This is a genomic window from Bifidobacterium sp. LH_426, from assembly GCF_056356875.1.
This window is the reverse complement of the sequence record NZ_JBKEVB010000001.1, coordinates 490779-514466: the sequence shown is the minus strand read 5'-3', so window position 1 is coordinate 514466 and position 23688 is coordinate 490779. Positions and strand designations below refer to the sequence as shown.

General features: G+C 66.1%; 26 protein-coding genes. 16 read left to right on the top strand and 10 right to left on the bottom strand.

The window, feature by feature from the left end; translation table 11 throughout:
• Nucleotides 1–21: 21 nt before the first annotated feature.
• Together AC1AYD_RS02305 and AC1AYD_RS02300 are read right to left on the bottom strand one after the other, a co-directional pair.
• A complete protein-coding gene (locus AC1AYD_RS02305) occupies nucleotides 22–1230 on the bottom strand; it encodes a histidine kinase (protein WP_476501663.1) in 1209 nt (402 codons plus the stop codon).
• Nucleotides 1206–1913 (bottom strand): response regulator, encoded by a 708-nt coding sequence (locus tag AC1AYD_RS02300; RefSeq protein WP_476501664.1) that lies wholly within the window; start codon nucleotides 1911–1913, stop codon nucleotides 1206–1208. The genes AC1AYD_RS02305 and AC1AYD_RS02300 overlap by 25 nt, the downstream gene beginning before the upstream one ends.
• Before the next feature lie 167 nt (nucleotides 1914–2080).
• Between AC1AYD_RS02300 and AC1AYD_RS02295 the strand changes: the two genes are divergently transcribed.
• The 4 genes from AC1AYD_RS02295 (at nucleotide 2081) to AC1AYD_RS02280 (ending at nucleotide 3608) form a co-directional block, all read left to right on the top strand.
• Entirely contained in the window at nucleotides 2081–2311 is a 231-nt protein-coding gene (locus tag AC1AYD_RS02295; RefSeq protein WP_476501665.1) for a hypothetical protein, read from the top strand.
• Nucleotides 2312–2315: 4 nt separating this feature from the next.
• Complete coding sequence (locus tag AC1AYD_RS02290) at nucleotides 2316–2657, top strand: hypothetical protein (protein ID WP_476544628.1); 342 nt, start codon at nucleotides 2316–2318, stop codon at nucleotides 2655–2657.
• A 129-nt stretch (nucleotides 2658–2786) separates the two neighbouring features.
• On the top strand, nucleotides 2787–3086 hold the full coding sequence (locus tag AC1AYD_RS02285) for a DUF2316 family protein (protein ID WP_476544627.1): 300 nt from the start codon (nucleotides 2787–2789) through the stop codon (nucleotides 3084–3086).
• A gap of 30 nt (nucleotides 3087–3116) precedes the next feature.
• Complete coding sequence (locus AC1AYD_RS02280) at nucleotides 3117–3608, top strand: N-acetyltransferase family protein (protein WP_476544626.1); 492 nt, start codon at nucleotides 3117–3119, stop codon at nucleotides 3606–3608.
• Between the two features lie 18 nt (nucleotides 3609–3626).
• Here the strand turns inward: AC1AYD_RS02280 and AC1AYD_RS02275 are convergent, their stop codons facing one another.
• The 3 genes from AC1AYD_RS02275 to AC1AYD_RS02265 all read right to left on the bottom strand — a co-directional run bounded on the left by AC1AYD_RS02275 (nucleotide 3627) and on the right by AC1AYD_RS02265 (nucleotide 6553).
• Nucleotides 3627–4991, bottom strand: a complete 1365-nt coding sequence (locus AC1AYD_RS02275; protein WP_476544625.1) for an MFS transporter — start codon at nucleotides 4989–4991, stop codon at nucleotides 3627–3629.
• 374 nt (nucleotides 4992–5365) lie between these two features.
• A complete protein-coding gene (locus AC1AYD_RS02270) occupies nucleotides 5366–5731 on the bottom strand; it encodes a YccF domain-containing protein (RefSeq protein ID WP_476544624.1) in 366 nt (121 codons plus the stop codon).
• A gap of 123 nt (nucleotides 5732–5854) precedes the next feature.
• Entirely contained in the window at nucleotides 5855–6553 is a 699-nt protein-coding gene (locus AC1AYD_RS02265) for an SOS response-associated peptidase (RefSeq protein ID WP_476544623.1), read from the bottom strand.
• Between the two features lie 84 nt (nucleotides 6554–6637).
• Between AC1AYD_RS02265 and AC1AYD_RS02260 the strand changes: the two genes are divergently transcribed.
• A complete protein-coding gene (locus AC1AYD_RS02260) occupies nucleotides 6638–7399 on the top strand; it encodes a TetR/AcrR family transcriptional regulator (RefSeq protein WP_476544622.1) in 762 nt (253 codons plus the stop codon).
• A gap of 461 nt (nucleotides 7400–7860) precedes the next feature.
• Here AC1AYD_RS02260 and AC1AYD_RS02255 read toward each other — a convergent pair whose 3' ends face one another.
• Together AC1AYD_RS02255 and AC1AYD_RS02250 are read right to left on the bottom strand one after the other, a co-directional pair.
• Entirely contained in the window at nucleotides 7861–8820 is a 960-nt protein-coding gene (locus AC1AYD_RS02255; protein ID WP_476544621.1) for an aldo/keto reductase, read from the bottom strand.
• Between the two features lie 144 nt (nucleotides 8821–8964).
• Nucleotides 8965–9381, bottom strand: a complete 417-nt coding sequence (locus AC1AYD_RS02250; protein WP_476544620.1) for a peptide deformylase — start codon at nucleotides 9379–9381, stop codon at nucleotides 8965–8967.
• A gap of 157 nt (nucleotides 9382–9538) precedes the next feature.
• Between AC1AYD_RS02250 and AC1AYD_RS02245 the strand changes: the two genes are divergently transcribed.
• From AC1AYD_RS02245 to AC1AYD_RS02235, 3 genes are all read left to right on the top strand, one after another.
• Nucleotides 9539–10537 (top strand): hypothetical protein, encoded by a 999-nt coding sequence (locus AC1AYD_RS02245; protein WP_476544619.1) that lies wholly within the window; start codon nucleotides 9539–9541, stop codon nucleotides 10535–10537.
• A gap of 62 nt (nucleotides 10538–10599) precedes the next feature.
• Entirely contained in the window at nucleotides 10600–11007 is a 408-nt protein-coding gene (locus tag AC1AYD_RS02240) for a VOC family protein (protein ID WP_476544618.1), read from the top strand.
• 75 nt (nucleotides 11008–11082) lie between these two features.
• Nucleotides 11083–11943, top strand: coding sequence for a deoxyribonuclease IV (locus AC1AYD_RS02235; RefSeq protein WP_476544617.1), 861 nt, complete (start codon nucleotides 11083–11085; stop codon nucleotides 11941–11943).
• A 69-nt stretch (nucleotides 11944–12012) separates the two neighbouring features.
• On the opposite strand, the gene AC1AYD_RS02230 is transcribed toward AC1AYD_RS02235, so the two are convergent.
• Entirely contained in the window at nucleotides 12013–12297 is a 285-nt protein-coding gene (locus tag AC1AYD_RS02230; RefSeq protein WP_476544616.1) for a hypothetical protein, read from the bottom strand.
• A 204-nt stretch (nucleotides 12298–12501) separates the two neighbouring features.
• Between AC1AYD_RS02230 and AC1AYD_RS02225 the strand changes: the two genes are divergently transcribed.
• Nucleotides 12502–13116, top strand: coding sequence for an NAD(P)H-dependent oxidoreductase (locus tag AC1AYD_RS02225; RefSeq protein ID WP_476544615.1), 615 nt, complete (start codon nucleotides 12502–12504; stop codon nucleotides 13114–13116).
• A 67-nt stretch (nucleotides 13117–13183) separates the two neighbouring features.
• Here AC1AYD_RS02225 and AC1AYD_RS02220 read toward each other — a convergent pair whose 3' ends face one another.
• Nucleotides 13184–14710, bottom strand: coding sequence for a sensor histidine kinase (locus AC1AYD_RS02220; RefSeq protein WP_476544614.1), 1527 nt, complete (start codon nucleotides 14708–14710; stop codon nucleotides 13184–13186).
• On the bottom strand, nucleotides 14707–15378 hold the full coding sequence (locus tag AC1AYD_RS02215; protein ID WP_476544613.1) for a response regulator transcription factor: 672 nt from the start codon (nucleotides 15376–15378) through the stop codon (nucleotides 14707–14709). Before AC1AYD_RS02215 ends, AC1AYD_RS02220 begins: the two co-directional genes overlap by 4 nt.
• 140 nt (nucleotides 15379–15518) lie before the next feature.
• On the opposite strand from AC1AYD_RS02215, the gene AC1AYD_RS02210 reads away from it, so the two are divergent.
• The 7 genes from AC1AYD_RS02210 (at nucleotide 15519) to trpA (ending at nucleotide 23662) form a co-directional block, all read left to right on the top strand.
• Nucleotides 15519–16337 carry a hypothetical protein gene (locus AC1AYD_RS02210; RefSeq protein ID WP_476544612.1) on the top strand — a complete coding sequence of 273 codons (819 nt, stop codon included), beginning with the start codon at nucleotides 15519–15521 and terminating at the stop codon, nucleotides 16335–16337.
• Nucleotides 16338–16506: 169 nt separating this feature from the next.
• Nucleotides 16507–17340 carry a hypothetical protein gene (locus AC1AYD_RS02205; RefSeq protein ID WP_476544611.1) on the top strand — a complete coding sequence of 278 codons (834 nt, stop codon included), beginning with the start codon at nucleotides 16507–16509 and terminating at the stop codon, nucleotides 17338–17340.
• 59 nt (nucleotides 17341–17399) lie between these two features.
• Complete coding sequence (locus AC1AYD_RS02200) at nucleotides 17400–18530, top strand: peptidoglycan-binding protein (RefSeq protein WP_476544610.1); 1131 nt, start codon at nucleotides 17400–17402, stop codon at nucleotides 18528–18530.
• 29 nt (nucleotides 18531–18559) lie between these two features.
• A complete protein-coding gene (locus AC1AYD_RS02195) occupies nucleotides 18560–19288 on the top strand; it encodes an ABC transporter ATP-binding protein (RefSeq protein WP_476544609.1) in 729 nt (242 codons plus the stop codon).
• The gene (locus AC1AYD_RS02190) at nucleotides 19285–20502 is read left to right on the top strand and encodes an ABC transporter permease (RefSeq protein WP_476501686.1); all 1218 of its coding nucleotides are present in this window, start codon (nucleotides 19285–19287) and stop codon (nucleotides 20500–20502) included. The genes AC1AYD_RS02195 and AC1AYD_RS02190 overlap by 4 nt, the downstream gene beginning before the upstream one ends.
• Nucleotides 20503–20662: 160 nt before the next feature.
• Complete coding sequence (locus AC1AYD_RS02185) at nucleotides 20663–22750, top strand: bifunctional indole-3-glycerol phosphate synthase/tryptophan synthase subunit beta (protein ID WP_476501687.1); 2088 nt, start codon at nucleotides 20663–20665, stop codon at nucleotides 22748–22750.
• Nucleotides 22751–22789: 39 nt separating this feature from the next.
• Complete coding sequence (gene trpA / locus AC1AYD_RS02180) at nucleotides 22790–23662, top strand: tryptophan synthase subunit alpha (RefSeq protein WP_476501688.1); 873 nt, start codon at nucleotides 22790–22792, stop codon at nucleotides 23660–23662.
• Nucleotides 23663–23688: the final 26 nt, after the last annotated feature.

Sequence of the window (23688 nt, the reverse complement as noted above, 5' to 3'; positions counted from 1 at the left end):
CTGATTCTCGGCGGCTGCCGGTCATGTTTCTTGTGTTGTATCTGGTATGGCGGCATCCAGTTGCCAGTGCCCGGCTTGTGCGTGTGTTTCGAAAGTGCCGCCGGCCGTTTCGATGATGGTGCGGTAGCGGTCGAGTCCGCTGCCCATTCCAAGTTTCTCGTCATGTTCGGCGGTGGTGTCGCTGACTGAGATGCGGATTCCGTCGTTCATATCGAAGCTGATGGAGACCGCATACCACTCGACCGGGTCGGCATGCCTGGCGATGTTCGCGTACAGTTCGGTCAGCAATCCCGTGAGCAGTCGCATCATGTCGGGGGAGAGCGGGTGACGGAGTTCGCCGAGCAGGTTGTCGCCGGTGAATCCGAGCGATTCGAGTTTCGTCTCCTCGCCGTCGATCAGGGATTGCAGTTCTCCTTGTTGTACGGTGACGGAATCGTCGGCCGGAAGCGGTGTTGGTGTTCCGTCTCGCGCTTCCGACACTCCCGACTGTAGGTGCTGCGATTCACGTTCCTCGAGTGATTCGATGACCTCATGCGTATGGGTCATGGCGCGATTGGCCGCGTCGCGTAGTTCCCGGAGCTGTTGCCGGTATTCGTGTTCGCTGTTGGGCATGCCATTGGTTTCGGCGTGGTCGATGCGCAGGATGAGGTAGGCGAGGTCATTGCTGATGGTGTCGTGCAGGTCGCGGGCCGTGTCCTCGCGTTCCTGCTGGCGGCGCAGCAGATATGAGTCGTGGTCACGCTGTCGCATCATGTGCAGCAACAGACCGGTCAGTAGTGGGAAGCAGTAGAACGCGAGGTTTTGCAGCGTAGCCACCAGCTGACGGCCACTTCCGGGTTCGACGCCGAACGTGGTGGAGATGAGCAGCATTCCGGTGGCAATTGCACCCGACCATGTGTCCAGATAGGCGAGGAACCCGGTGCAGGTGATGATGATGGCAAGTGGTGTGATCATCGGCATCGCCAGCATGAGCATCTCCCCGGCCACAAGCGCCGCCCAGAGAAACCATTGCGGGCGGAACATGCCGCCGATCAGACCAGCGAGCATCGCCAGAACCAATACAAGATGCTGCACGCTCGTCGTTGAGGAAGCATCTGTCGTGGCCCGGGCCATGTATTCCGCGATGAGGGCCGCAGTCAGCAGCACACATGTCGCCGAGATGACCGGATGGTCGTTGCCCGGACCAATTCGTCCGGCAATCCGGTCTATAGCAGATCGTATCGGGCGCATGCCTCAAGCACCTCCTTGCGGCTGGTCACGCCGAGCTTGCCGGCCGCGCGATGCACGTACGTGAATACGCTGCCTTTGGCGATGCCGAGTCGTTGCGCGATCTCGTCGGTGGTGAGCCGTTTCGCGTACAGGCGCAGGATGTCCTTCTCGCGGGCGGACAGCGAATCCTTCATGTCCTCGGACATCCGCGCCGGCACCGTGTCGGACAGCATCGTGTGAGCCGACGTCGCGTCCCGGAACCCGGTCGCGGCCTGTGCGGCGGTCGGCGAGCCATGAGCCGCCTGCCGTATCGCTTCGGTGATGTCGGTTTTGAGCCGTTCTTTGGCGAACAATCCCTGCGCGCCGGCCGCAATCGCTTCATCCCGGTAGACGTCCGTCGAATACGAGGTGACACAGATGACGCCCACTTCGCTCGTTCTGCGTCGGATGCGCCGGCACACGTCCGCGCCGGTGACGCCGCCCAACGCCATATCCAGCACAAGCACATCCGGTCTGGTACGTGTGTTGTGACAGTGCTCGATCGCCACGGCGGGCGACCCGGTGGCCCACATAATGCGGAAATCCCTTGACATGGCCGAGATCATCGCGCACATCGCGTCCAACGCGAACGGATCGTTGTCCAATACGCCGATGCGAATCGTGCCCGTCGCACCTGTCGTGTCCGGCTCGTTCCCAAGTCCCATGACGTCCACTGTACCGCCGCCAGACTATGGCCTTCCGGCGCGAAACGGCGGCATCGATGATGTCATGCGGTCGCTTGACGTGACGTTGCGGAGGCGATGCGCAGCGGTGTGTAATAGTAATAGCCGGATCACTATGGACAACGGCTCGAAGAAGAGAGGTGATCGCCATGAAGAAGCCCACAGATAACAGGTCGGCGCATGGACGCAATGCCGGACGGCCGGTCGTCATACTGCTGTTCGCATCCATAACGCTGCAGGCTCTCGCATTCGCGGTATCGGAAGATGCCATCAGATTGCTTTGTCGCGCCGTTGGAGTGACGTTGCTCGTCATTGCGCTGTTTTTCGCTTTGAACAATGCGGGATCGCAAGACGGTCCAGAAACTCCGGATACGAGGTGACGCAATGGGATCGGTATTCACCATCATCGACATGCTGCCCGCATATGGGTTGTTGTGCTATCTGCTGGTCGCTATATGCATCGTCATCGCGTTCCGGGCCATGATCAGGATAGAGGGCGAGCGTCGTCGATTGCGCGTGGCGGTGGTCGCAATGCTCGCTGGTTCGGCGTTCGTCGCGCTGCTCGCCTATGCGACGTATGCCATCGCGGCGCCGTACGCGCAGCCTGACATGGTCGACTTCTACCGCACCTACCAGCCCGTCGTCCCGCTCTTCCTTACCGGACTGTTCTGCGTGCAGACCGTGTCCGGCGTCGCCGCGGCGACCGGCTGGCGACGTGGACGGTGAGACCGGCGGCGTTCCTGATACCGGTCTCATATCGAATGATCCCATGCGATTCTCCGATGGGCGAACCGCATCCACGGCGGTAGACTCCATGCAGTCGGCATTGTGGCATCAGCAAAGGGGGAGCTCGATATGTCTTTGACCACCGCACAGCGTGAGGCGACCATCCGCGAATTCCGCGAGAACATGAATCTGCTCGGCTTGACCGTCGACGAGATCGGCGTCGACTTCGGGGTCGGCGGCCAGACCATCCGACGCATCATCGACCTCGAGTCAGGTGTGCTGGAATACCCGTGGATCGTACGCCGCTACCTGCTTGACAAGGCCGAGGCCGCCGGCATCCGCCCGGTGCCGTTCACCGCGCTGCGCGGCGACCCGCACGACTACTGGTTCCTCGACGACCGGATCATCGACGCGAACCGGCTCGACTGACACGAACAAACCGACGAGACGAGGAAACCGATGACGATCCGCATAGCGCCGATCGAACCGCGATGGTTCGAGGAGAAGGCGCAGGTGCAGTCCCGCACATGGCGGGAACTCAACCAAGGGCATATCCCGCAGGACATCGTGGACGCCATCACCCCGCAGTTCGCGCTGAAACTCACCCAAGCCCACGCCGAGGACCCCGGACAGGCCACGCTGGTGGCGCTCGCGGACGATCATGTGATCGGGTTCGCGGAACTGCTGCGCACGCCCCGGCCTCCGATCGACCGTCCGGACGCGGCGGAACTGGCTTCGCTGTACGTGCTGGAGTGCTGGCATCGGCATGGCGTCGGCCGCATGCTGGTCGAAGCCGGAAAACAGACCATCGGCAACGACCGGCTCGCGTTATGGGTGTTCAGATTCAACGACAACGCGCGTGGCTTCTACCGGCATATCGGCTTCCATGAGACCGGACTGACCCAGACCGAGGATCTGGGCCCCGAACTCGAGATGGCCAACTACCGGTAGAAGCGGCGGATTCTCCGGCTACAACCCGACCTGCTCCCATCGCGAGGGCAACGGGATGCGCCGCGTCGGGGTGAGACAGGCGAGCAGCAGTCCGGCGGCGGCGCACAGGACGACGAGCAGCATGACCGCGCGGAACCCGAATCCCGGCGTCTGCAGCAGCCATCCGACCAACGCGGGCGCCAACGCGCCCGGCACCCCGACCGTCGTCTCGAACACGGTGGACACCCTGCCCTGCATGTCGTCCGGTGTGCGTCCGAAGATGAAGCCGAGCTCGCCCGCGTTCAATGCCGGGAACAGCACCGATGCCATGGCCATGCACGTGACGGCCGCCGCATACGAGTCGGTGAACACGAGCGGCAGCATCGCGGCGGTGAACACGGCGAACGTGAGGATGATGAGCCGGCCGGTCGGCACATGCTCGACCAGCCATCCGGCGGCGAGCGATCCGATCAGCGCGGCGACGCCGGTGGCGGTGCCGACGAGCCCGATGAGCGCCGCGTCCGTGCCGCGTTCCGCCAGCATGATCTGCACGCCGATGACGCTCCCGTAGCAAGCGACGTTCATGACCGCGCCCTGCGCAATCGCCGCGAGCACGGTCCTGCGGGTCAGCGTCCACCGCCATCCTTCGACGAATTGGGATAGGAACGACGGCTTGCCGACGTCCGGAGAGGAAGGGGCGTCGGCCCCGTCGGCGGCGTCGCCGTTTCGTTCTGGCAACGCCATCGAGGCGAACACGGAGGCCAGGTACAGCAGTGCGGAGGCAAGGAACGGCATCCATCCGGCGATTCGATACAGGAGCCCGCCGATCGCGCCTCCGGACAGTTCGACGCATGACTCGCGCGCCTCGCGGATGGCCTGCGCCTTCGCGAACCGGTCCATCGGCACCAGGGATTTGAGCATCGCGTCGTTCGACGGTCCGAGCAGTCCGTTCACCACCGCGAACAGGACGACCGCCACGGCGAACGTCGTCGCGCGCATAGTCCCGGTGGCGAGCATGACCGTCACCGCGGCGGACAGGGCGGTGCCGGTCAGGCCGAGCATGATCATCAGCCGTCGCCGGTCGTGACGGTCGGCGAGCGCCCCGCCGACGGACATGAGCGTCAGCCCGATCGCCGATTCGATGGTGACGAGCAGGCCGGCGACGAACGGCGAGCCGGACAGGGCGAGTCCGAGCAAGGGTATGACGAACGTGCGCAGGCTGACGGCGACCACGTCGGCGGTGTCGGCGGCGAACCAGCGGCGGTATGCGGGGAGCCGCCAGAGCGGGCGGGTGCGTTGCGACGGTCCGTTCGCGGGAGCGGTCGCGGTGGTCGTGATGGTCGCGCTGGGAGGGAGATCGGGGGATTGCGTGTGGATCGGGTTCGGGTGGTCGTCGGCGTTCATGATGGGTCTCGTTTCATGATGCGCCATGACCGGCGCGCGGGCCTTCACCCGTCACCGTCGACGATCGTCCCTCGGCATCCGCTTGCGGTGGAGAATCATGCCGGTCGACGATCGACGGACTGCGTGGGGGGATGCTGCGCACCGTTCATGGACGGCGTTCGGAAAGTTCGCATAAAGGCGCGTCACGGCCGTATGGTCGCCGGCCGTGACACCATGATGTGGAAGGCAGGTGGGGGCCCGGCTCTCAGCTGTATGCGAAGGATTCCAGAACGACGTACATGCGAGGCTCCTTTGGCTCGACTAATGTTCCGATTTTCCATCCATGATAGTCGACGGACGTGCCGCGCCCCGCCGAGGCGGGGCGGACGGATGGGTTACAGGTCCTGGATCTGCGCGCCGAACGGCCAGAGGGCGAGCTTGGCCATCTTGAACGATTGGATGCCGAACGGGATGCCGATGATGGTCACGCAGTTGGCGAGTCCGGCGACGACGTAGCCGATCGCCATCCAGAGTCCGGCGAGCACTACCCAGATGATGTTCGCGAGCGTGGAGCCGAATCCGCCGCCGTAGCGCACGGTCTTGCCGAACGGGGTGAGCGTGAGCCCGGCCATCTTGAACGCCTGGAGCCCCAGCGGGATGCCGACGATCGTGATGCACAACGCCAGACCGATCACCGCCCATCCGAACGCGATGGCGAGCCCGCCGAGCACCAGCCACAGGATATTGCCGATCAGCCTCATGTTCTCTTCACTCCTTCACGTATGGATTCCATGTGCCGCAATCATCCCATTGTCCCATCGCGCGGCGGCGCCTGCCATCGGGGGATTCCCTGATTCCTCCCTGAATGGCCTTCCGTCCGGCGCTCAGAACAGCCGGATCGGTTCGACGTGTTCGACCGGCGTGATGAGACGCCGGCCGTCGCCATCCACCGGCAACGGAGCGACCTCATGGAACCGCAGCCGGCGCGACAGCTCCGTGCCACGCTCCCGCAACGTGCCGGTCAGACGCGCGCCGTCGATCGTGCGGTCCAGCCATGCCGCGGTCATGTCGTCCGGCACGAGCAGCGGCATACGGTCGTGCACGCTCGCCGGTCCGTCCACGGCCGGGCAGGTGACGATCGTGGCGGTCAGCCGCCATGGCGAGGCGTCGGAGGCGCGCCACCACGAGTACAGTCCGGCCATCGCCAACGGCTCGTCGCCGTCCGCATGGAAGTAGAACGGGCGTTTGCCCTTCCACTCGTAGTAGCCGCTCGCGGGGATGACGCAGCGCATGGAACGCGTCGATTCGGCGAACGTGGGTTTGGCGTGGATGGATTCGACGCGCGCGTTGTATGTGGGGTAGGGGAGCGTTTTGCTCCGGCTCCACCGGGGTACGAGCGTCCAGTACGCGCCGGTCAGGTGCCGGCGTGCGTCGCGTCCCTGCGCGACGACGCCGATGGTCCGTGTGGGCGCGATGTTGTACGAGGGTCGCGGCAGCCGGTCGCGTCTGATGCCGTCCTCCCCGACGTCGAGCCACCGGGCGACCGCGTCCCAATCCAGGTCAAGCGCGAACCTTCTGCACATGCGGTTCAGTCTACGCGCGTCCGTCCGCTCGCGGGTACCATGGTGATGTCCGATGGGAGATGCGTGGGACGCGAGGAGGAAGCCATGTCCGTTGACGCGAGGAAGAACGACGGCACGATGCCGCGTCGGGAGTCCGCTGTCGCATCGTCGGACGCGCCCACCCTGTTCGACGTGGAGGACGAGAAGGATCGGACGAGCCGTCGCGGCGTCTCGGTGAAGGCGACCGTGGCACGCGCCCGCTGGCAGCGGCGCAAGAAGATCGCCACGCGCGCGACGATCCGCGAGACCGCGTTGCGCCTGTTCGACGAGTACGGCTACGACAAGGTCACCACGCAGCGCATCGCCGACGAGGCGGGCATGTCCGCGATCACCCTGTTCCGGTATTTCCCGTCCAAGGAGGATCTCGTCCTGGGGTTCCCGACGGATGGCGAGATGTTCGCCGACCTGCGTCGGGAGCTCAAGGAGCGGAAGGGCGGCTCCCCGATCGGGTTCGTCCGGCGTATGGTACCGCAGGTGCTCGGCGGACTCGAACCTTCACAGTTGGAGGAACTGGCGCGCCGGCTTCGCATCGTGCGTTCCGACGAGGGACTGCGCGTCGCGTTGTACGCGCGCATACCGCAGTGGGCGGCCGCCGTCGCGGCGGTATGGGGAAGCGACGACGCCGCTGCCGACGGCGGTGCGCGCGTCGGTTTCCCCGTGCGCCTGTCCGTCTCCCTCATCATCGACTGCATCATCGAATCCCTGCTGGAATGGTCGCGGCGATGCGACGATGGCACCGGCGACGCGGATGTCGTCGACGTGCTCGTCGACGTCGTCTCCGAGGCGATGGAGACACTGTCGCACTGACCCGCCTTCGCGGTTCGCTGCCATTCGGACCGAATGGCTGTCGGCAAGCGCGCGTTTCCGTGCCGAATATTCAAATGATAGTGACTACATTATGAATTAAAACGGCGGAATACAGCCGTTTTTCCGGCTAGTTCGAAGTGTTTGCCGAAGACTGTTTTCTTTCATATGAAAGACGCATACATATGGAAGAAAACAGCCTTGCCATTCATAAGAAATAAGCTTTCATATGAATACTCGGAGTGGGGAAGATCCATGCCGACTCAAACGCATGGACGTTCGGTAGGACGCTTCGTTGCGTCCCACCGATGTGTCGGCCCCGCTTCTTCGATGCCCGGAATGAGAAAGGCGGGTCGTCTTCCGGCCGCATTCGTCATGCGATGTTCGGAAGGCGACCCGCCTTAGCGGTGCCTAGTAGTCATCTAGTCGTCCCGCCTCATCGTGAGGTCGGGATCTTGGCGACGTCACTTCGTGAACGGCTCGGACGCCTTGTCGAGCGCGGCGATCTCATCGGCCGCAAGGTCGAGGTCCACGGAGGCGAGGAGCGCGGGCAGCTGTTCGGGCGTGCGCGCCGAGGCGATCGGACCGGCGACCTGCGGACGGTGGCGCAGCCAGGCGAGCGCGACCGTGGCGATCGCCACGCCGTGCGCCTTGGCGACCTCGTCCAACGCGTCGACCAGCGCGAAGCCGTCGGCGGTGAGATAGTCGGCGACCATGCCTTGGCGTGCCTTGCCCTCCGCGTCGGCGGCGGAACGGTACTTGCCGGTGAGGAATCCGGCGGCCAGCGAGAAGTATGGGAACACGGCGAGGTTCTCTTGTGCGGCGAGGGGCGCGAGCGTGCGCTCGTAGCCGCCGCGGGTGACGAGGTTGTAGTGCGGTTCCAATGCGACCGGCAGCGCGTAGCCGTGTTCGCGGGCGATGCGGAACCACTCCTCGATACGGTCCGCCGTGTAGTTGGACAGGCCGATCGCGCGGATCTTGCCCGCCTTGACGAGCTCGTCGAACGCGGCCGCCGTCTCCTCGAGCGGCGTCGCCTTGTCGTCGAAGTGCGCATAGTACAGGTCGATCGCGTCGACGCCGAGACGCAGCAGCGACTCGTCGGCCGCGGCGACCACGTTGTCGTGCGAGAGGCCCTTGTACTGCGGGTGCTCGCTCACCTTCGTGGCGACGACCACCTTGTCGCGGTTGCCGCGCACGGCGAGCCAACGGCCGAGGATGATCTCGGATTCGCCGCCCGCATTGCCCGGCGCCCACGCCGAATACACGTCGGCCGTGTCGATGAAGTCGCCTCCGGCCTCCACGTATTCGTCGAGCACCCTGCGGCTGGTCGCCTCGTCGCTCGTCCAGCCGAACGTGTTGCCGCCCAGCACGAGCGGAAACACCTCCAGGTCGCTGTTCCCCACTTTCACACGTTTGTCCGTCATGGCCCAGACCATCCTTTTTCGTGTCGTCGCCGCGGTCCCTTCGCCGCCGGCGTTCCCCATCATTATGCAGCCGGCATGACGTGGCCATGCGGCGGACGCTATAGACATAATCCATGGCCGGTTGCCCGTTCCCGGCACATGCCGTCAGATGAGGATGCCGTCGCAGTGGTCGATCTCATGCTGGATGATCTCGGCGGTGAATCCGTCGAACGTCGCGGCCGCCTCCCGCCAGCGCCGCGTCCGATACGTGACGGTGATGCGCTCGTAGCGGACCGTCGGCCTCACGCCCTTCAGGGACAGGCACCCCTCCTCGGTCTCGTATCGGCCGGACTTCTCGACGATGACCGGGTTGAGCATCGTCATGTTCCGGCCGGTCGTCTCGTCATGGAACACGATGATCCGCTTGGCGACGCCGATCATGTTCGCGGCCATGCCGACGCACGAGTCCGCGTGCGCGGCCAACGTGTCCATGAGGTCGGCCGCCACCGGCAGGTCGTTCTCCTTCGCCTCGTCGGACGGTTGCCGCAGGAACGCCTCGGAGGTCATGATCGCCCGTTCCATGATGTTTCCCTTCTTCTCGCCCGTGGTGAACGCTCCGATTGTATCGGCTTCCCGGGTACATGCCGCGTTGCGCGGCGGGAAGCGGGACGGCGTGACCGCGGCTATCATGTTCGGATAGCCCCGATGTCGTCCCGGAGATTCGAAAGGCGGGTCCCGCATGCCGGTTTCCTATGAGGAAGCGTTGTTCCACTCGTATTTCGCGTGGCTGCTGCCCGACGAGACGATCGTCCAGGGGGATACGGAGCAGTTGGACGGCCAGGAGCTCGACATGTACTTCCCCGACCGGAAGGCCGCGTTCGAAATCGGCTCCTGGGGCCTGCACAGCAGGACGCAGGACAAGGACACGCGCAAACGCCGCAAGGCGAAACGACGCGACATCCGACTGGTCACCCTGTTCACCGACCGCGACCGCGCCACCATGCCCAAAGCCGACGGTGAGCCGCTCATGGTCGCGCCCTGCCCGAACAGTCCCAGCATCATCTGGGCCGCGACCTCGATCCGATGGACGAGCGGCCGCAAGGGACGCATCACCCGCACCCGGTTCCTCCAGATCGCCGAACCGGTGTGCGAGGCGCTCGACTTCACCTACAAGCCGATTCCCGAAGACCAATGGCCCACGATGCGCGACGAGGCGGCCTGCGCCTGCGAGACGCTGAAACTCAAATCCGCCGCGGACGGCAAACCCGCCCCCGGCAAGCGGAACGCGAACCCGGCCGCCGAGCCGGCTACGGCCGCATCGTCGCAGGAGCTCGCCACGGCGGACGGGACCGTCAAGGAACTCCGCGCGCAGCCGGCCGCCGACCTGCCGACGATCGGACGGGTCTGCGAATCCCTGCACCGCGACTGGGTGCTCGTCTTCGCCACCATCGCCGGACTGCCCGACGAGGCGAGAACCGACTACGCGCGTCGGCTCGTCACCGACGTGTTCCCCACGGCGATCGGATACGCGAAATGGCCGCAACCCGTGCAAAGCCGGTTCCAGGCGCTCGGCCAGCGCGCACTGGACGCCATCGCCACGCAGCCGGGCGACACCGACGCGGAACGCACGCTCGCCGTCGTCGGCGCCCTCCAACAGGCGTACCGCCAATGCCGGGAGCACGCGAGGACCGCGTCCCTTGCGATGGGCTCCGCGGCCGCCGCGTACCGGCTCGGCTGAACCGGGGGTGGGCGGCGCATGCCATGCCGTCCGCGCCGTGATTCCCGCGCTACAGTGGAGACATGCTCGACCATCTGACGCTCAAGGTACGCGACATCGACCGCAGCATCGCCTTCTACACGCAGGCGCTCGCCCCGCTCGGCTACATCGTCAAAGCCCACCACGAACCCACGCTCGGATTCGGCGTCGACGACGGCACCCCGCATTCCGACTTCTACCTGTCGCCCGCCGACGAACCGGACACGGCGCGGCAGCCGTGCCCGGTCACCCACATCGCGTTCCTCGCCCCCGACAAGGCCGCCGTGTGCGCGTTCCACGCGCGGGCGCTCGCCGCCGGAGGCCGCGACAACGGCGCCCCCGGCCCGCGCCCCTACCATCCCGGATACTATTCCGCGTTCGTCCTCGACCCGGACGGCAACAACATCGAAGCCGTCACCGACTGGTCCGGCTGGTACAGCGAAGATCGATGACACCCGGGGACAAGCGGGACGAAACCCGCCCGACAGCAAGACGGCCACACGCAACACCACACGAAAGGCGACATCATGACGGGACTGCTCATCGGATCGCACCTGTCCACCGCGGGCGGATGGGACAAGCTCATCGAACGCTCACACGCGGAACATGGCACCACGTTCGCGTTCTTCCCACGCTCCCCATACGGCAGACGGTCGAAAGCCCTCGAGCCGGACAAGGCCGCCGCGTTCGGCGCGCGACTGGCCGCGGAACACTACGGGCCGCTCGTCGTCCACGCGCCCTACGTGTACAACCTCGCCGGCAAGGATCCGGCCAAACGGGCGTTCGCCATCGACGCGCTCGCCGAGGACATGCGCCTGCTCGCACCCATCCACGAAGCAGGCCAGGAGACCTACCTCAACATCCACCCCGGCTCCCACGTGGGACAGGGCGCGGAAACCGGATGCCGGCTGATCGCCGAAGCCCTGAACCGCGTACGCGAACAGGCGGACGGCACGGGCATCACGATCCTGTTGGAGACCATGGCCGGCAAAGGCACCGAATGCGGGCGCAGCTTCGAGGAACTCGCCTCCATCATCGACCGGCTCGACGACCCCACGCGCATAGGCGTCACATTCGACACCTGCCACGTGTTCGACGCCGGCTACGACCTCGTCGACGACTACGACGGCGTAATCCGCCGACTGGACGACGTCATCGGCCTCGACAAGGTCAAAGCCATCCACGCGAACGACTCCATATACGGCCTCGCCTCCCGCAAGGACCGGCACGCCAACATCGGCGACGGCAAGCTCGGCCTGCCGTTCTTCACGCGTCTCGTCAACGACCCGCGCATGAACACGCTGCCGATGATCCTCGAAACCAAGGAGAACACACCCGACACGCACCGCGAGGAGATCGCCCTGCTGCGCGGACTGCGGGAGAACTGACCGGCGGGGGAGCGGCGGCCGACGGCACGGCGCGACAACAGCGACGCACGCCGCCGGCCGGCCACGATATCATTCGACCGCCGCCACATCCCGCAGACCGTCGGTGAACTCCCGGGCCCAACGCTCCGCCTCGCCAAGCTCGCGGAACGAACGATGATGCACCATCGCCCCGCCCACGATCAACGCGCCCGGCGTGGTCTCCCTACGCGACGGAAGCATGCCCTCCGGCACCGTGACGGCCACATCATAATCAAGATGCGGCGTCAGCCGGGTGATCCGGACGCGCACGCCCTCCGGAACATCCGTCGCACGCGAATCATGATCGAACGTCGAATCGACAGCGATGAATCTCATATGAACACTCTCCTGGACAAACAAACAGTCGCCGGAACCCCCAGCAGACGGAACAATGACGGCGACAACCAATGCTTCGAACGGCTTCCATAGCCGTGGGAACTACTATCCAACACCCGAATGCTACACGCAAGCCCCACACGAAGTCAACCGGCGGCCATGCCACCCCGTCCACCCCGTCCGGCATGGCGGGACAATGGAACCATGAACACAACCACCACACGCACCGCACTCATCATCACATCCAACCCCGAACACCACAGCCTCACCAACGCCGCCGGCAAAGCCTTCGCCGAAGGATTCCGCGCACACGGCGGCGAAACCCACACCATCGACCTGTACGACACCGGATTCAACCCCGTCTACACCAGCGCCGACCGCGCCCACTACCTCGGCAAAGCCGACACGCCCAAAGACGTCGCAGCCATCCAGACCAGTCTCGCCCAAGCCGACGTGATCGCACTCGTCTTCCCCATCTACTGGTACACCATGCCCGCCATGGTCAAAGGCCTCTTCGACCGCGTCATCTGCCGCGGATTCGCCTACAACGCCGACGGCACGCCCGGCGCGCTCGCCGGCAAGACCGTGCGCGTCATCATGCTCACCGGCGGCCCGGAATCCTGGTACGAGTCCGACGGAATCGGCGAGGCGTTGGACAACCAGATCCGCCGCCAGACGTTCATGAAGTACTGCGGCGTGAAGGACGTCGAGATCGTCTACGTCGACAACCTCTCGATGGGCGACGACGACCCCGCCAAGCGCGAAGCCGCGGCCAAGCAACTCGACGGGATCAGGGAGCTCGGCGCCTCGCTCGCCTGAGACGCTTCCGTCGGGTATGAGCGGCGTCCCGGCATCTACGCCGATGGAGGGGAGACGCCGGGACAGCCTATGCCACGGGGATTCCGTCGATTCCGGCGAGGAAACGGTCGGCTCCCTCCCGTTCCTCCCTCCACAGGCGCAGCGTCACGCCCATCGCCTCGCATGCGGCGTCGGCGATGGACAGGCCGAGTCCCACGCCGGAGACGGCGCTGATGCGGGAGTTCACGCCGCGATGGAACGGCTGGACGAGTTCGGTCAGATCGTCGGGCAGTCGCTCCCCGGTGGTGTTGCCGATCGTCAGGAGGAGCCGGTCCCCCTCGCGGTCGAGCGTCACGTCGATCGAGCCTTCGGAGTCCGTGTTGTGCATGACGGCGTTGCGGATGAGATTGTCGACGGCGAGCCGCATCAGCGTCGGGTTCGTCTTCGCCGTGATGCCGTCATGCCCGTCCATGTCGATAGTGACGGCGATGCCGCGTGCGGCGATCTCCGCGTCCATGTCCGCCAGGGCGTCCCTCACGCAGGCGGCGACGTCCGTCGACCCGTCCGCGGCGCTGCCGGCATCCGCGGCGCCGTTGCCTTCGAGCTTGCCGTATGCGCCGCTTTGGATGCGTGAGAGCGTCAGCAGCGCGTCGACCAGTTCGGCGCCGCGCCGGTTGGCGGCGAGCGCACGGCGTACGGAAGGTTCCACGTCGGCGGGGAAACGCCCTTGCGCGAGGGGCGCGTCGAGGTTCGTCTCGACGGCGGCGATGGGCGTGCGCAGCTCGTGCGACGCGTTCGACACGAACCGGCGTTCCGCTTCGGAGGCGGCCTGGATGCGGTCGAGCATCCCGTTGATGGAATCGCCGAGCCGGGCGACCTCGTCGTCGCGTGCGCTCCGTTTCGCCGCATCCCCGCGTCCCACGTCGATGCGCGTGCCGAGGTCGGAGGGGTCGAGCGCGGCGGTCTGGTCGCTGATGGATTGCAGACGTTTCGCCATGCGCGAGGTGACGATCCAGATGACGAGGATGCTGATTGCGCCGAATGCGACGAAGATGATGGCGGCGCTGATGCGCAGCCCGTTGGCGATGGTGTTCTGGTTCCATACGGAGACGCCGTAGGGCGTGCGGATGGTGAACGACCCGTCGCCACCCCAGTCGACGCGGTACGGTTCGCCGTTGATCCGTCCGCTGGCGCTTCCCTCGCCCTTCCCGTCGCTCGAGGAGCCGAGGAAGTCGGGGACGTTCCCGCCCGCGGAACGGTGCGATCGGCTCCATGCGTCGGGATCGGGGTCCGTGGACCAGCCTTGGGCCGACAGATAGTCGTCGTTGTCCGACGACGATCCGTTCGAGCCGTCCCCATTCCCGTTCCGGCCGTTTTCATAGGTGATGGTCATCGCGTAGGAGAACATGCCGTTGACGACGAACATCTGTACGATGGTGGCCGATCCGAGGGCGATGAGGAACACGAGGCCGATGGCGAGCGTGAGCTTCGCACGGAACGTCCTGGGACGGATACGGTCGAGCACCCCTCTGAAGCATGTGGCGACGCGACGCCGGACGCCGGGTCTTCCGCCGGAGCCGGCGACGGGGGTCGTCCTATCGGTTTCGTCGGTCATGCGAGCCGGTATCCTTCGCCGCGGGTGGAGACGATCAGGTCACGGCCGCCGAGTTTGCGCCGCAGCGAGTATACGGTGGTCTTGACCGCGTCGGAGGGTTCTCCCGTGCCGTCGCCGTCCCAGACGTTCCGGTAGAGTTCGTCCACGCCCACGTAGCCGCCGTCGGCGCGCATGAGCTCCAGGAGCACGCCGTACTCCTTGGGCGTGAGCCTGACGAGCGTGCGCCCGTGGTCGCGGAACACGAGCCGTCGCGTCGAATCAAGGGTCAGATCGCCGCGCGTCAGGACCGCCTGTACGGCGAGCCCTTTGCCGGTCCGACGCTGCAGGGCGCGGATGCGGGCGAGCAGCTCCGGGTAGGCGAACGGTTTGGTCAGATAGTCGTCGGCCCCCAAATCGAGCCCGCTGACCCGATCGCCGATCTCGGCGGCGGCCGTGAGCATGATCACGGCGACGGGGATGCGGTTCGCGGCGATCGTCGTCATGACCGCGTCGCCGGACAGGACCGGCAGATCCCGGTCAAGCAGCACGATGCCGACATCCGTATCGGCGAGCGCCGACAGCGCCTCCACTCCGGTCGAAGCCACATCGGTCGCATACCCTTCGTATCTCAGCGCATCATCCAACGCGGCCGCCAGCTCACGGTCGTCCTCGACGATCAGTATCCGCATCCCCGTCTCCTTCCCGTCCCAGGACGGACGTCGTACCCGTCATTATCCTCCCCGAACCAAGGTAAGACGAAAGTGAGAGCGCCGACCACCCGGACGTCACCGCGGACGGTGTTCGATGGATGGTGAAGGAGGGCCGCATCATGATACGCATAACCGCAGCTTCCACCGGCAAGCCGGGAACGGCCGTACGGCTCGCCGCGGTCATGGCGGCGACGCTGATGACGCTGCCGCTCATGTCCTGCACGGCACCATACGCGCATCCCACCACGGACGACGCCGACACGACGGATGTTTCGGCGCAAGCCGGCTCCGACGATACGACCGACACGTATCCGATCCCCACCATCACGCGCCGGTTCGTCGCATGCCTCGTCTCGAAAGGATTCGACGCGCGCGTCGTGGGGGAGCACAACGACCAGGTCGCCCTGCTGGAGATCGACGCGGCCGGCAACCCCAAACAGCCCAAGCTCATCGACGACGGTGACGGCGTCGTCACACGGGATTGGACCACCGATCCGAACCTGTACCCGAACATCACGTCGACAGGCACCATCAGCAACACCGTCACCGGCGACGATTTCCCATACATCATCGCCGACGGCGCCGCCGACCTGGCCGGCTCACCGTACGCGTCCAGACAGGGTGACTACGCGGCGTGCGAACACGCCAACCCCGACTTCACCCAAGGCGTGGCCTCCACAGGCATCGACGACTCCCACGCCAGCAGGAAGGACAAGGACGCGGCACTCGCATTCGCCCGGAAAGCCCGGGCCAAAGGCTTCACCTGGGTCGCCGACCCGACCGGCGACGAACCCCTGCGCATCATCATCCCCGACACCGTGCCCGAAACCGACGTGCGCCGCTTCTTCAAGGAATGCCCCGCCGACGGAGCACCCGTCATCTTCAGCTGGACCGGCGACTACCCATACGACACCAATGCGGTCCAACAAGGACGATGACCCCGTCCGGTCCGCCGGAACCATCAAACCCGACGGGACGATGAACACGGTAATCCGAAAGTGAGCCGACTCCACACGGACACTCCACGCGTCGCACGCTTGGATGGAGACACGGCAACCACACAGGGGAATGGGACACGCCATCCCCAAGATGACCAAGGAGGACGCCATGACCAGCATCCAACCAATCCTCGCAGCCAGCCGACACATCTTCGCACTGACCGCGGCAGCCGGATTCTGCCTCGCCGCGCTCGCCGGCTGCGCCACACCATCTGCCGCCGGCACGAATGGCGACGACGCGGATTCGGCCGGCACAACCGCACTCGAAACCGATGCCACCGCCAAACGATTCGTCGCCTGCCTCACCGGCAAAGGCTTCGACGCCCAAGTCGCCGTCGGCCCCGTCACCCCCGGCGCCGACGGCAAGGCCAAACGCCCCACCACCAAAAACATGGCCGAACTGCGCATGATCGACCAATCCGGCAACCCCATCCAAGCCAACGCCGACGGCACCAACGTCGACACCAACGACACAAGCCAGCAGCTCTACACCAACGCCATGTACACCAGTCTCGAAGACAACGCCGTCTGGGTGGCGTTCAAGGACTCCACCGCGCTCGCCGGCACACCATACGAGCCGAAACGCTCCGACTACTCCGACTGCGAGAAAAATAACCCCGATTTCAGCCAACCCGCGCAGGACCTCGCCACACCCCAGACCATCTCCGAAGACGACAAACGCGCCGCACTTCACTACGCCCGAAAAGCCCGGGCCAAAGGCTTCACCTGGGTCGCCGACCCGACCGGCGACGAACCCACCACGATTCTCATCCCCAAAACCGTCGGAGAGAACGAACTCAGACGCTTTCTCAAGGAATGCCCCGTAGGCGACGCCCACATCGCCTACGGCTTCGACGGCACACCCGAGGAATTCGGCTACGACTACACGAAGACGATGAGCGAAATCGACGGCTCCGCAACCTCATCCGTCACGGCTCAATAGACGTACAAACCCCGACCCCGGCCGAAAGAACCGGGAACACCCAACGAAAGAGGCCCGACATGACACGAACCGCAACGAGGAGGACCAGAAGGATCCGCCGCGCCATCACGGGCATCGCGGCGCTCGCCGTCGCCGTGGGGCTGGTCGTGGCGTGCGTGGTGGTCAAACCGTGGACGTTCGTCGGGCATACGACCGGCATCGGACGCGCGGCGTCGGCCGCGAAGGTCGATGTGACCACGCTGCGCACCCAGCCGGTCGTCAAGGGCGTCCTCGACGCCGAGACCCGACTGGGAGGGACCCTGCAGTACGACGCGTCATCCGACTTCCAGCCGGCCACCGGCGTCATCACCCGACTGCCCATGCCCGGCGCCGAAATCGCCACCGGGCAGCAGGTGTACGAGATGAACGGCACACCCGTGCCGCTCTTCCACGGCGAGCGGCCCTTCTGGCGTACGCTCCAGGTGGATGCGCCGGACGGCCCGGACGTGACCCAGCTCGAACAGAACCTCGCGGAACTCGGATTCTTCGCCGGAACCATCGACGGGCATTTCGACTGGCTGACCCGTGAGGCGGTCCGCCAATGGCAGCGTTCGCTCGGCCTGGCCGGCGACGCCGCCAACGGCGTGTTCGAGCCGTCCTCCGTGGTGCTGGCGCCATCGGCGCCGATCCGCGTCAAGACCGTGACCGCGAGACTCGGGGACAGGGACGCCAGCCCCGGCAGCTACACGGGTACGGCCTTGCACGTGGAGGCCACGCTGACCTCCACGCAGGCCGCCACCTTCAAGGCCGGCGACAAGGTGCAGGTCATCATGCCGGACAACACGACCATCGACACCACGCTTACGGCGGTCGACCAGGGCGGCCAGTCCACGGGCAAGGACGGGCAGGTCACCCCGCCCTCCGCGCGCGTCGACTTCCCCGACCAGACCCAGGTGGCGCGCTTCGGCACGACATCGGTGCAACTCGTCATCCCGAATACGGCGGATTCCGATCAGGCGGGCTCCGGCGAATCGCTGATCGTGCCGGTGACCGCGATCATCGCGTCCGCGGGCAACACGTACGCGGTCGAAGTGGTGCGCGGAGACACGGTCACACGCGTCCCCGTCGAAATCGGGCTGGTCGCGAACGCGCGGGTCCAGCTGACGAAGGCCGACGGGCTCGAAGCCGGCGACAAGGTGGTGGTGTCATGACGGGCAGCGGAATGGTACGGCCATCGACCATGCCGGCACCGCTCCTCACCTTGGAGCGGGCGACGAAAAGCCATCCCGGACGGGACGGCGAACCATTGGAGATCCTGCACGAGACATCCCTCTCCATCGGCCGCGGGGAGCGCATCGCGATCGTGGGACCGTCCGGTTCGGGTAAATCGACGCTCCTGTCGCTGCTCGGCACGCTCGACATGCCCACCAGCGGCACGTTGCGCTACGACGGCGACGATGTGGCCGCGATGGGGGAACGGAGACGCAGCATGCTGCGGGCCGCGCGAATCGGCTTCGTATTCCAACAGTTCCACCTCATCCCGACGGTCTCCGCGCTGGAGAACGTGACGACGGGACTCCAATACACATCCACGCCCCGCGCAACGCGTAAGGCACTCGCGATCGAGGCCCTGGAACGCGTCGGACTGAAGGAACGCCTCCACCATCGCCCATCACAGCTCTCCGGCGGCGAACAGCAGCGCGTGGCCATCGCCCGCGCCCTCGCCAAACGGCCGGACATCATCTTCGCCGACGAACCCACCGGCGCACTCGACACCGCCACAGGACACGCGGTCATCGACCTGCTGCTCGAAGCGGCGGACGACGGGGCGAGCCTCGTGATCGTCACGCACGATCCCGACATCGCGACCCGTTTCCCGCGCCGCCTCCACATCCAGGACGGCAACGTACGGGACGACACCCCACAAGACGACTCCATGACGGGACCGACGGAAAGGGAACGACCATGAACGACCGCACCCGGTCCACGCGGCCAATCGGCACTCGCATCATGGACCTCCTGCACACGGCATGGATCGGCGCGACCGGACGGACATCACGTACGACGCTCGCCACACTGGGCATCGCGCTCGGCGTCGCCGCATACGTGGCGCTGTCCGGCATCGCCGCATCAAACCAGGCGGCGCTGCTCGCACGACTCGACGCGCTCGGCGCGAACCTGCAGGTGATCACGCCGGGACAGGACGCCGCACGACAGCCGATCCCATTGCCTCAATACGCGCCGAAGACCATCGCCCGCCAACCACAGGTCGAACAGGTCGGCGTCTTCGACACCCCACCGGAGAACGCCCGGATCTTCAAGAACGAATTCGTACCCAAATCCAACGGCAACGCGCTGGCGTTATCCGTCATGAGACCAGGCGCCCTCGACGCCCTCGGCGCCTCCCTCGCACAAGGCCACGGCATCGACACGGACAACGAGAACCTGCCCGTCACGATCCTCGGCTCCGAAGCCGCCTACCGCCTCGGCGTGACCACGACCGGAGACCGCATCCTCATCGACGACGCATGGTACGGCGTCATCGGCATCCTCGACCCGATGCCGCAAGCGCAACACCTCGACTCATCCGTGATCATCGGATCGAAATACGCGAAAACCCACTACCCGGACCAAACGCAAACCATCAGCCGAATCAGCGCCATCTACGTACGCACGAAACCCGGCGACGCGGAGACGCTGCGCCGCATGATCGCCCACGCGGCGAACCTCACCGGAACCGGCGTGACCGTCAACGCGGCCGCCGACCTATCCGAAGCCCGCAACGCCACCGACGACTCACTGACCGCACTGGGACTCATGATCGGCGCGATCGCACTCGCCATGGGAGGAATGAGCATCGCCAACATGATGATCGTCACCGTGATGGAACGCCGCGGCGAAATCGGACTGCGCCGCGCACTCGGCGCGACCCCCGGCGCCATCCGCATGCAATTCCTCACCGAAGCGGCACTGCTCTCCACACTCGGCGGATTCGCCGGCGTCCTGCTCGGCGCAGGAACGGCGATAGGCGTCGCACTATCCACACGACAACCAATCGCACTGGACTGGACATCCCTGCCGACGGCATGGTGCGCCGCCATCCTCGTCGGCGCGCTCGCCGGCATCCATCCAGCTTCCCGAGCGGCGCGGTTCACCCCTACGGCGGCGTTGCGCGGCGACTGACGGCGACGGCATCACGGAGCCGCGGCGGCGCGGCGGTACGCCGGTGCGGGGGAGCCGGAATGCGTCCCCCATGCCCGGAATGTAGGACGCGCGCGCCGGTTGCGGACATGGTTGGCCTATGGTGGCGCATGGTCAGACTTCAGACATTCAAGGGAGGACCATGTCGGTACTGGACGAATTGGTGGCGGGCGCGCTGGAGGACCAGCAGGCCCGTGAGCGCACCGTGTCGTTGGAGGACGTGAGGAAGGCCGCGCTGGCGGCCCCGGCCCCGATCGACGCGAAACGATGGCTCAAGCGCGCCGACGGCATCCCCGTGATCGCCGAGATCAAGCGCGCCTCCCCGTCCAAGGGCCACCTGAGCGACATCCCCGACCCGGCCGCGCTGGCACGCGAATACGAGCGGGGCGGCGCGAGCGCCATCTCCGTGCTCACCGAGGGCCGTCGCTTCCTCGGATCCCTCGACGATCTCGACAAGGTGCGCGCCGCCGTGCACATCCCGGTGCTGCGCAAGGACTTCATCGTCACCGACTACCAGATCCTCGAGGCGCGCGCGCACGGCGCCGACCTGGTGCTGCTCATCGTCGCCGCGTTGGACGACGCGAAGCTGAGGCACCTGCTCGACCTGGCGCACGAGCTGGGCATGACCGTGCTCGTCGAGACGCACACGCGCGAGGAGATCGAGCGCGCCATCGCCGCCGGCGCGAAGGTCATCGGCATCAACGCGCGCAACCTGAAGAACCTCAGGGTCGACGTCAACAAGTACGCCGAACTGGCCGACGACCTGCCCCACGACGTGATCCGAGTCGCCGAATCCGGCGTGTTCGGCGCGGTCGAGGTCGAGGACTATGGCCGGGCCGGCGCCGACGCGGTGCTGGTCGGCGAGGGCGTCGCCACGGCGGACGACCATGAACTTGCGGTTGAACGACTAGTGAAGGCAGGAGCAAGAGTGAAAGCATCAGAAACCACCCCATTGAGCGAACACCACGGCCCGTACTGGGGCCAGTTCGGCGGCCGATACGTGCCCGAGGCGCTCATCACCGCGCTCGACGAGCTGGAGCGCGTCTACGACGAGGCCAAGAAGGACCCCGAATTCCACAAGGAGTTCATGACGCTGCAGCAGCGCTATGTGGGCCGTCCCTCGCCGCTGACCGAAGCGCCGCGCTTCGCGGAGCTCATCCGCGAGAAGACCGGACTCGACGCCCGCGTCTTCCTCAAGCGCGAGGACCTCAACCACACCGGCGCGCACAAGATCAACAACGCGCTCGGCCAGGCGCTGCTCGTCAAGCGCATGGGCAAGACCCGCGTGATCGCGGAGACCGGCGCCGGCCAGCACGGCGTCGCCACCGCCACCGTGTGCGCGATGCTCGGTCTCAAGTGCCGCATCTACATGGGTCAGATCGACGCCCGCCGCCAGGCCCTCAACGTGGCGCGCATGCGCATGCTCGGCGCCGAGGTCGTCGAGGTCACGCTCGGCGACAAGATCCTCAAGGACGCCATCAACGAGGCGTTGCGCGACTGGGTCACCAACGTCAAGGACACGCACTACCTGCTCGGCACGGTCGCGGGCCCGCATCCGTTCCCCGAGATGGTGCGCGACTTCCAGAAGATCATCGGCGAGGAGGCCAAGCAGCAGCTCAAGGACTGGTACGGCATCGACCATCCGGACGCGGTGTGCGCGTGCGTGGGTGGCGGCTCCAATGCCATCGGCGTGATGAACGCGTTCCTCGACGACGAACGCGTCAACCTGTACGGCTACGAGGCCGGCGGCAACGGCCCCGAATCCGGCAGGCACGCCATCCGCTTCGCCCCTGGCACCGGCCAGCTCGGCATGTTCCAGGGTGCCAAGAGCTACCTGCTGGAGACCGACGAGGGCCAGACGCTCGACACGTACTCCATCTCCGCCGGCCTCGACTATGCGTCCGTCGGCCCCGAGCACGCGTGGCTCAAGGACATCGGCCGCGTCAACTACTCGTGGGCCACCGACGAGGAGGCGATGAACGCGTTCCGCGACCTGAGCCAGACCGAAGGCATCATTCCCGCCATCGAAAGCTCGCACGCGGTCGCCGGCTCCTTCAAGGCCGCCGCCGACCTCAAGGCGAAGGGCTACGACAAGGCCGTGATGATCATCAACATCTCCGGCCGAGGCGACAAGGACATGGCCACCGCCGGCAAGTGGTTCGGCTACCTGACCGACGACCAGGCCGCCGCGCTCGAAGTGACCGGCGCGCACGGGAACACGGTCGCCTGAACGGCGACGGATGCACAGCATCAGGAGGAGATTTTCGATATGACAAACGCAGCAACCACGCCCTCCGGCCAGCCGCTGGGCATCAGCCACCGGCCCAGCCCCACCGAGGCCATGTTCGCGAAGTTCAAGGCCGAGGACAAGCCGGCCTTCATCGGCTACCTGCCGTACGGCTTCCCGGACCCCGAGGTCTCGCTCGACGCCTTCCGCACGATGGTCGAGCACGGCGTCGACGCGGTCGAGATCGGCCTGCCGTACTCCGACCCGGTCATGGACGGCCCGGTCATCCAGGCCGCGTCCTCCATCGCCCTGAACAACGGCGAGACCATCCGACGCGTCTTCGAGGCCGTGGAGACCGTGGCCAACGCCGGCGGCGTGCCGCTCATCATGAGCTACTGGAACCTCATCTACCACTACGGCATCGAGAAGTTCGCCCGCGACTTCGAGAACGCGGGCGGCGCCGGCCTCATCACCCCGGACCTCATCCCGGACGAGGCGGGGGAGTGGATTGAGGCGTCCGACCGTCACGGGCTCGACCGTATCTTCCTCGTGTCGCCCGACTCCGCCGACGAGCGTCTCGAAGTCGTCGCGAGGAACGCGCGTGGCTTCGTCTACGCGGCCGCCCGCATGGGCGTCACCGGCGAACGCGCGAGCATCGACGCGTCCCCCGAGACGCTCGTCGCGCGCACCCGCAAGGCGGGCGCGAAGAACGTGTGCGTCGGCATCGGCGTGTCCACCGCCGAACAGGGCGCGAAGGTCGGCTCCTACGCGGACGGCGTGATCGTCGGCTCGGCACTTGTGCACACGCTGCTCGCCGACGACAACCGTTCGCCGCGCGACACCGCCGAAGGCCTGAAGCTGCTCGCCGCTAAGAGCGAGGAGCTCGCCGCGGGCATCCACGGGGCGCGCGCCTGACGTCCGCCGTTCCGCACGGGCGCGTC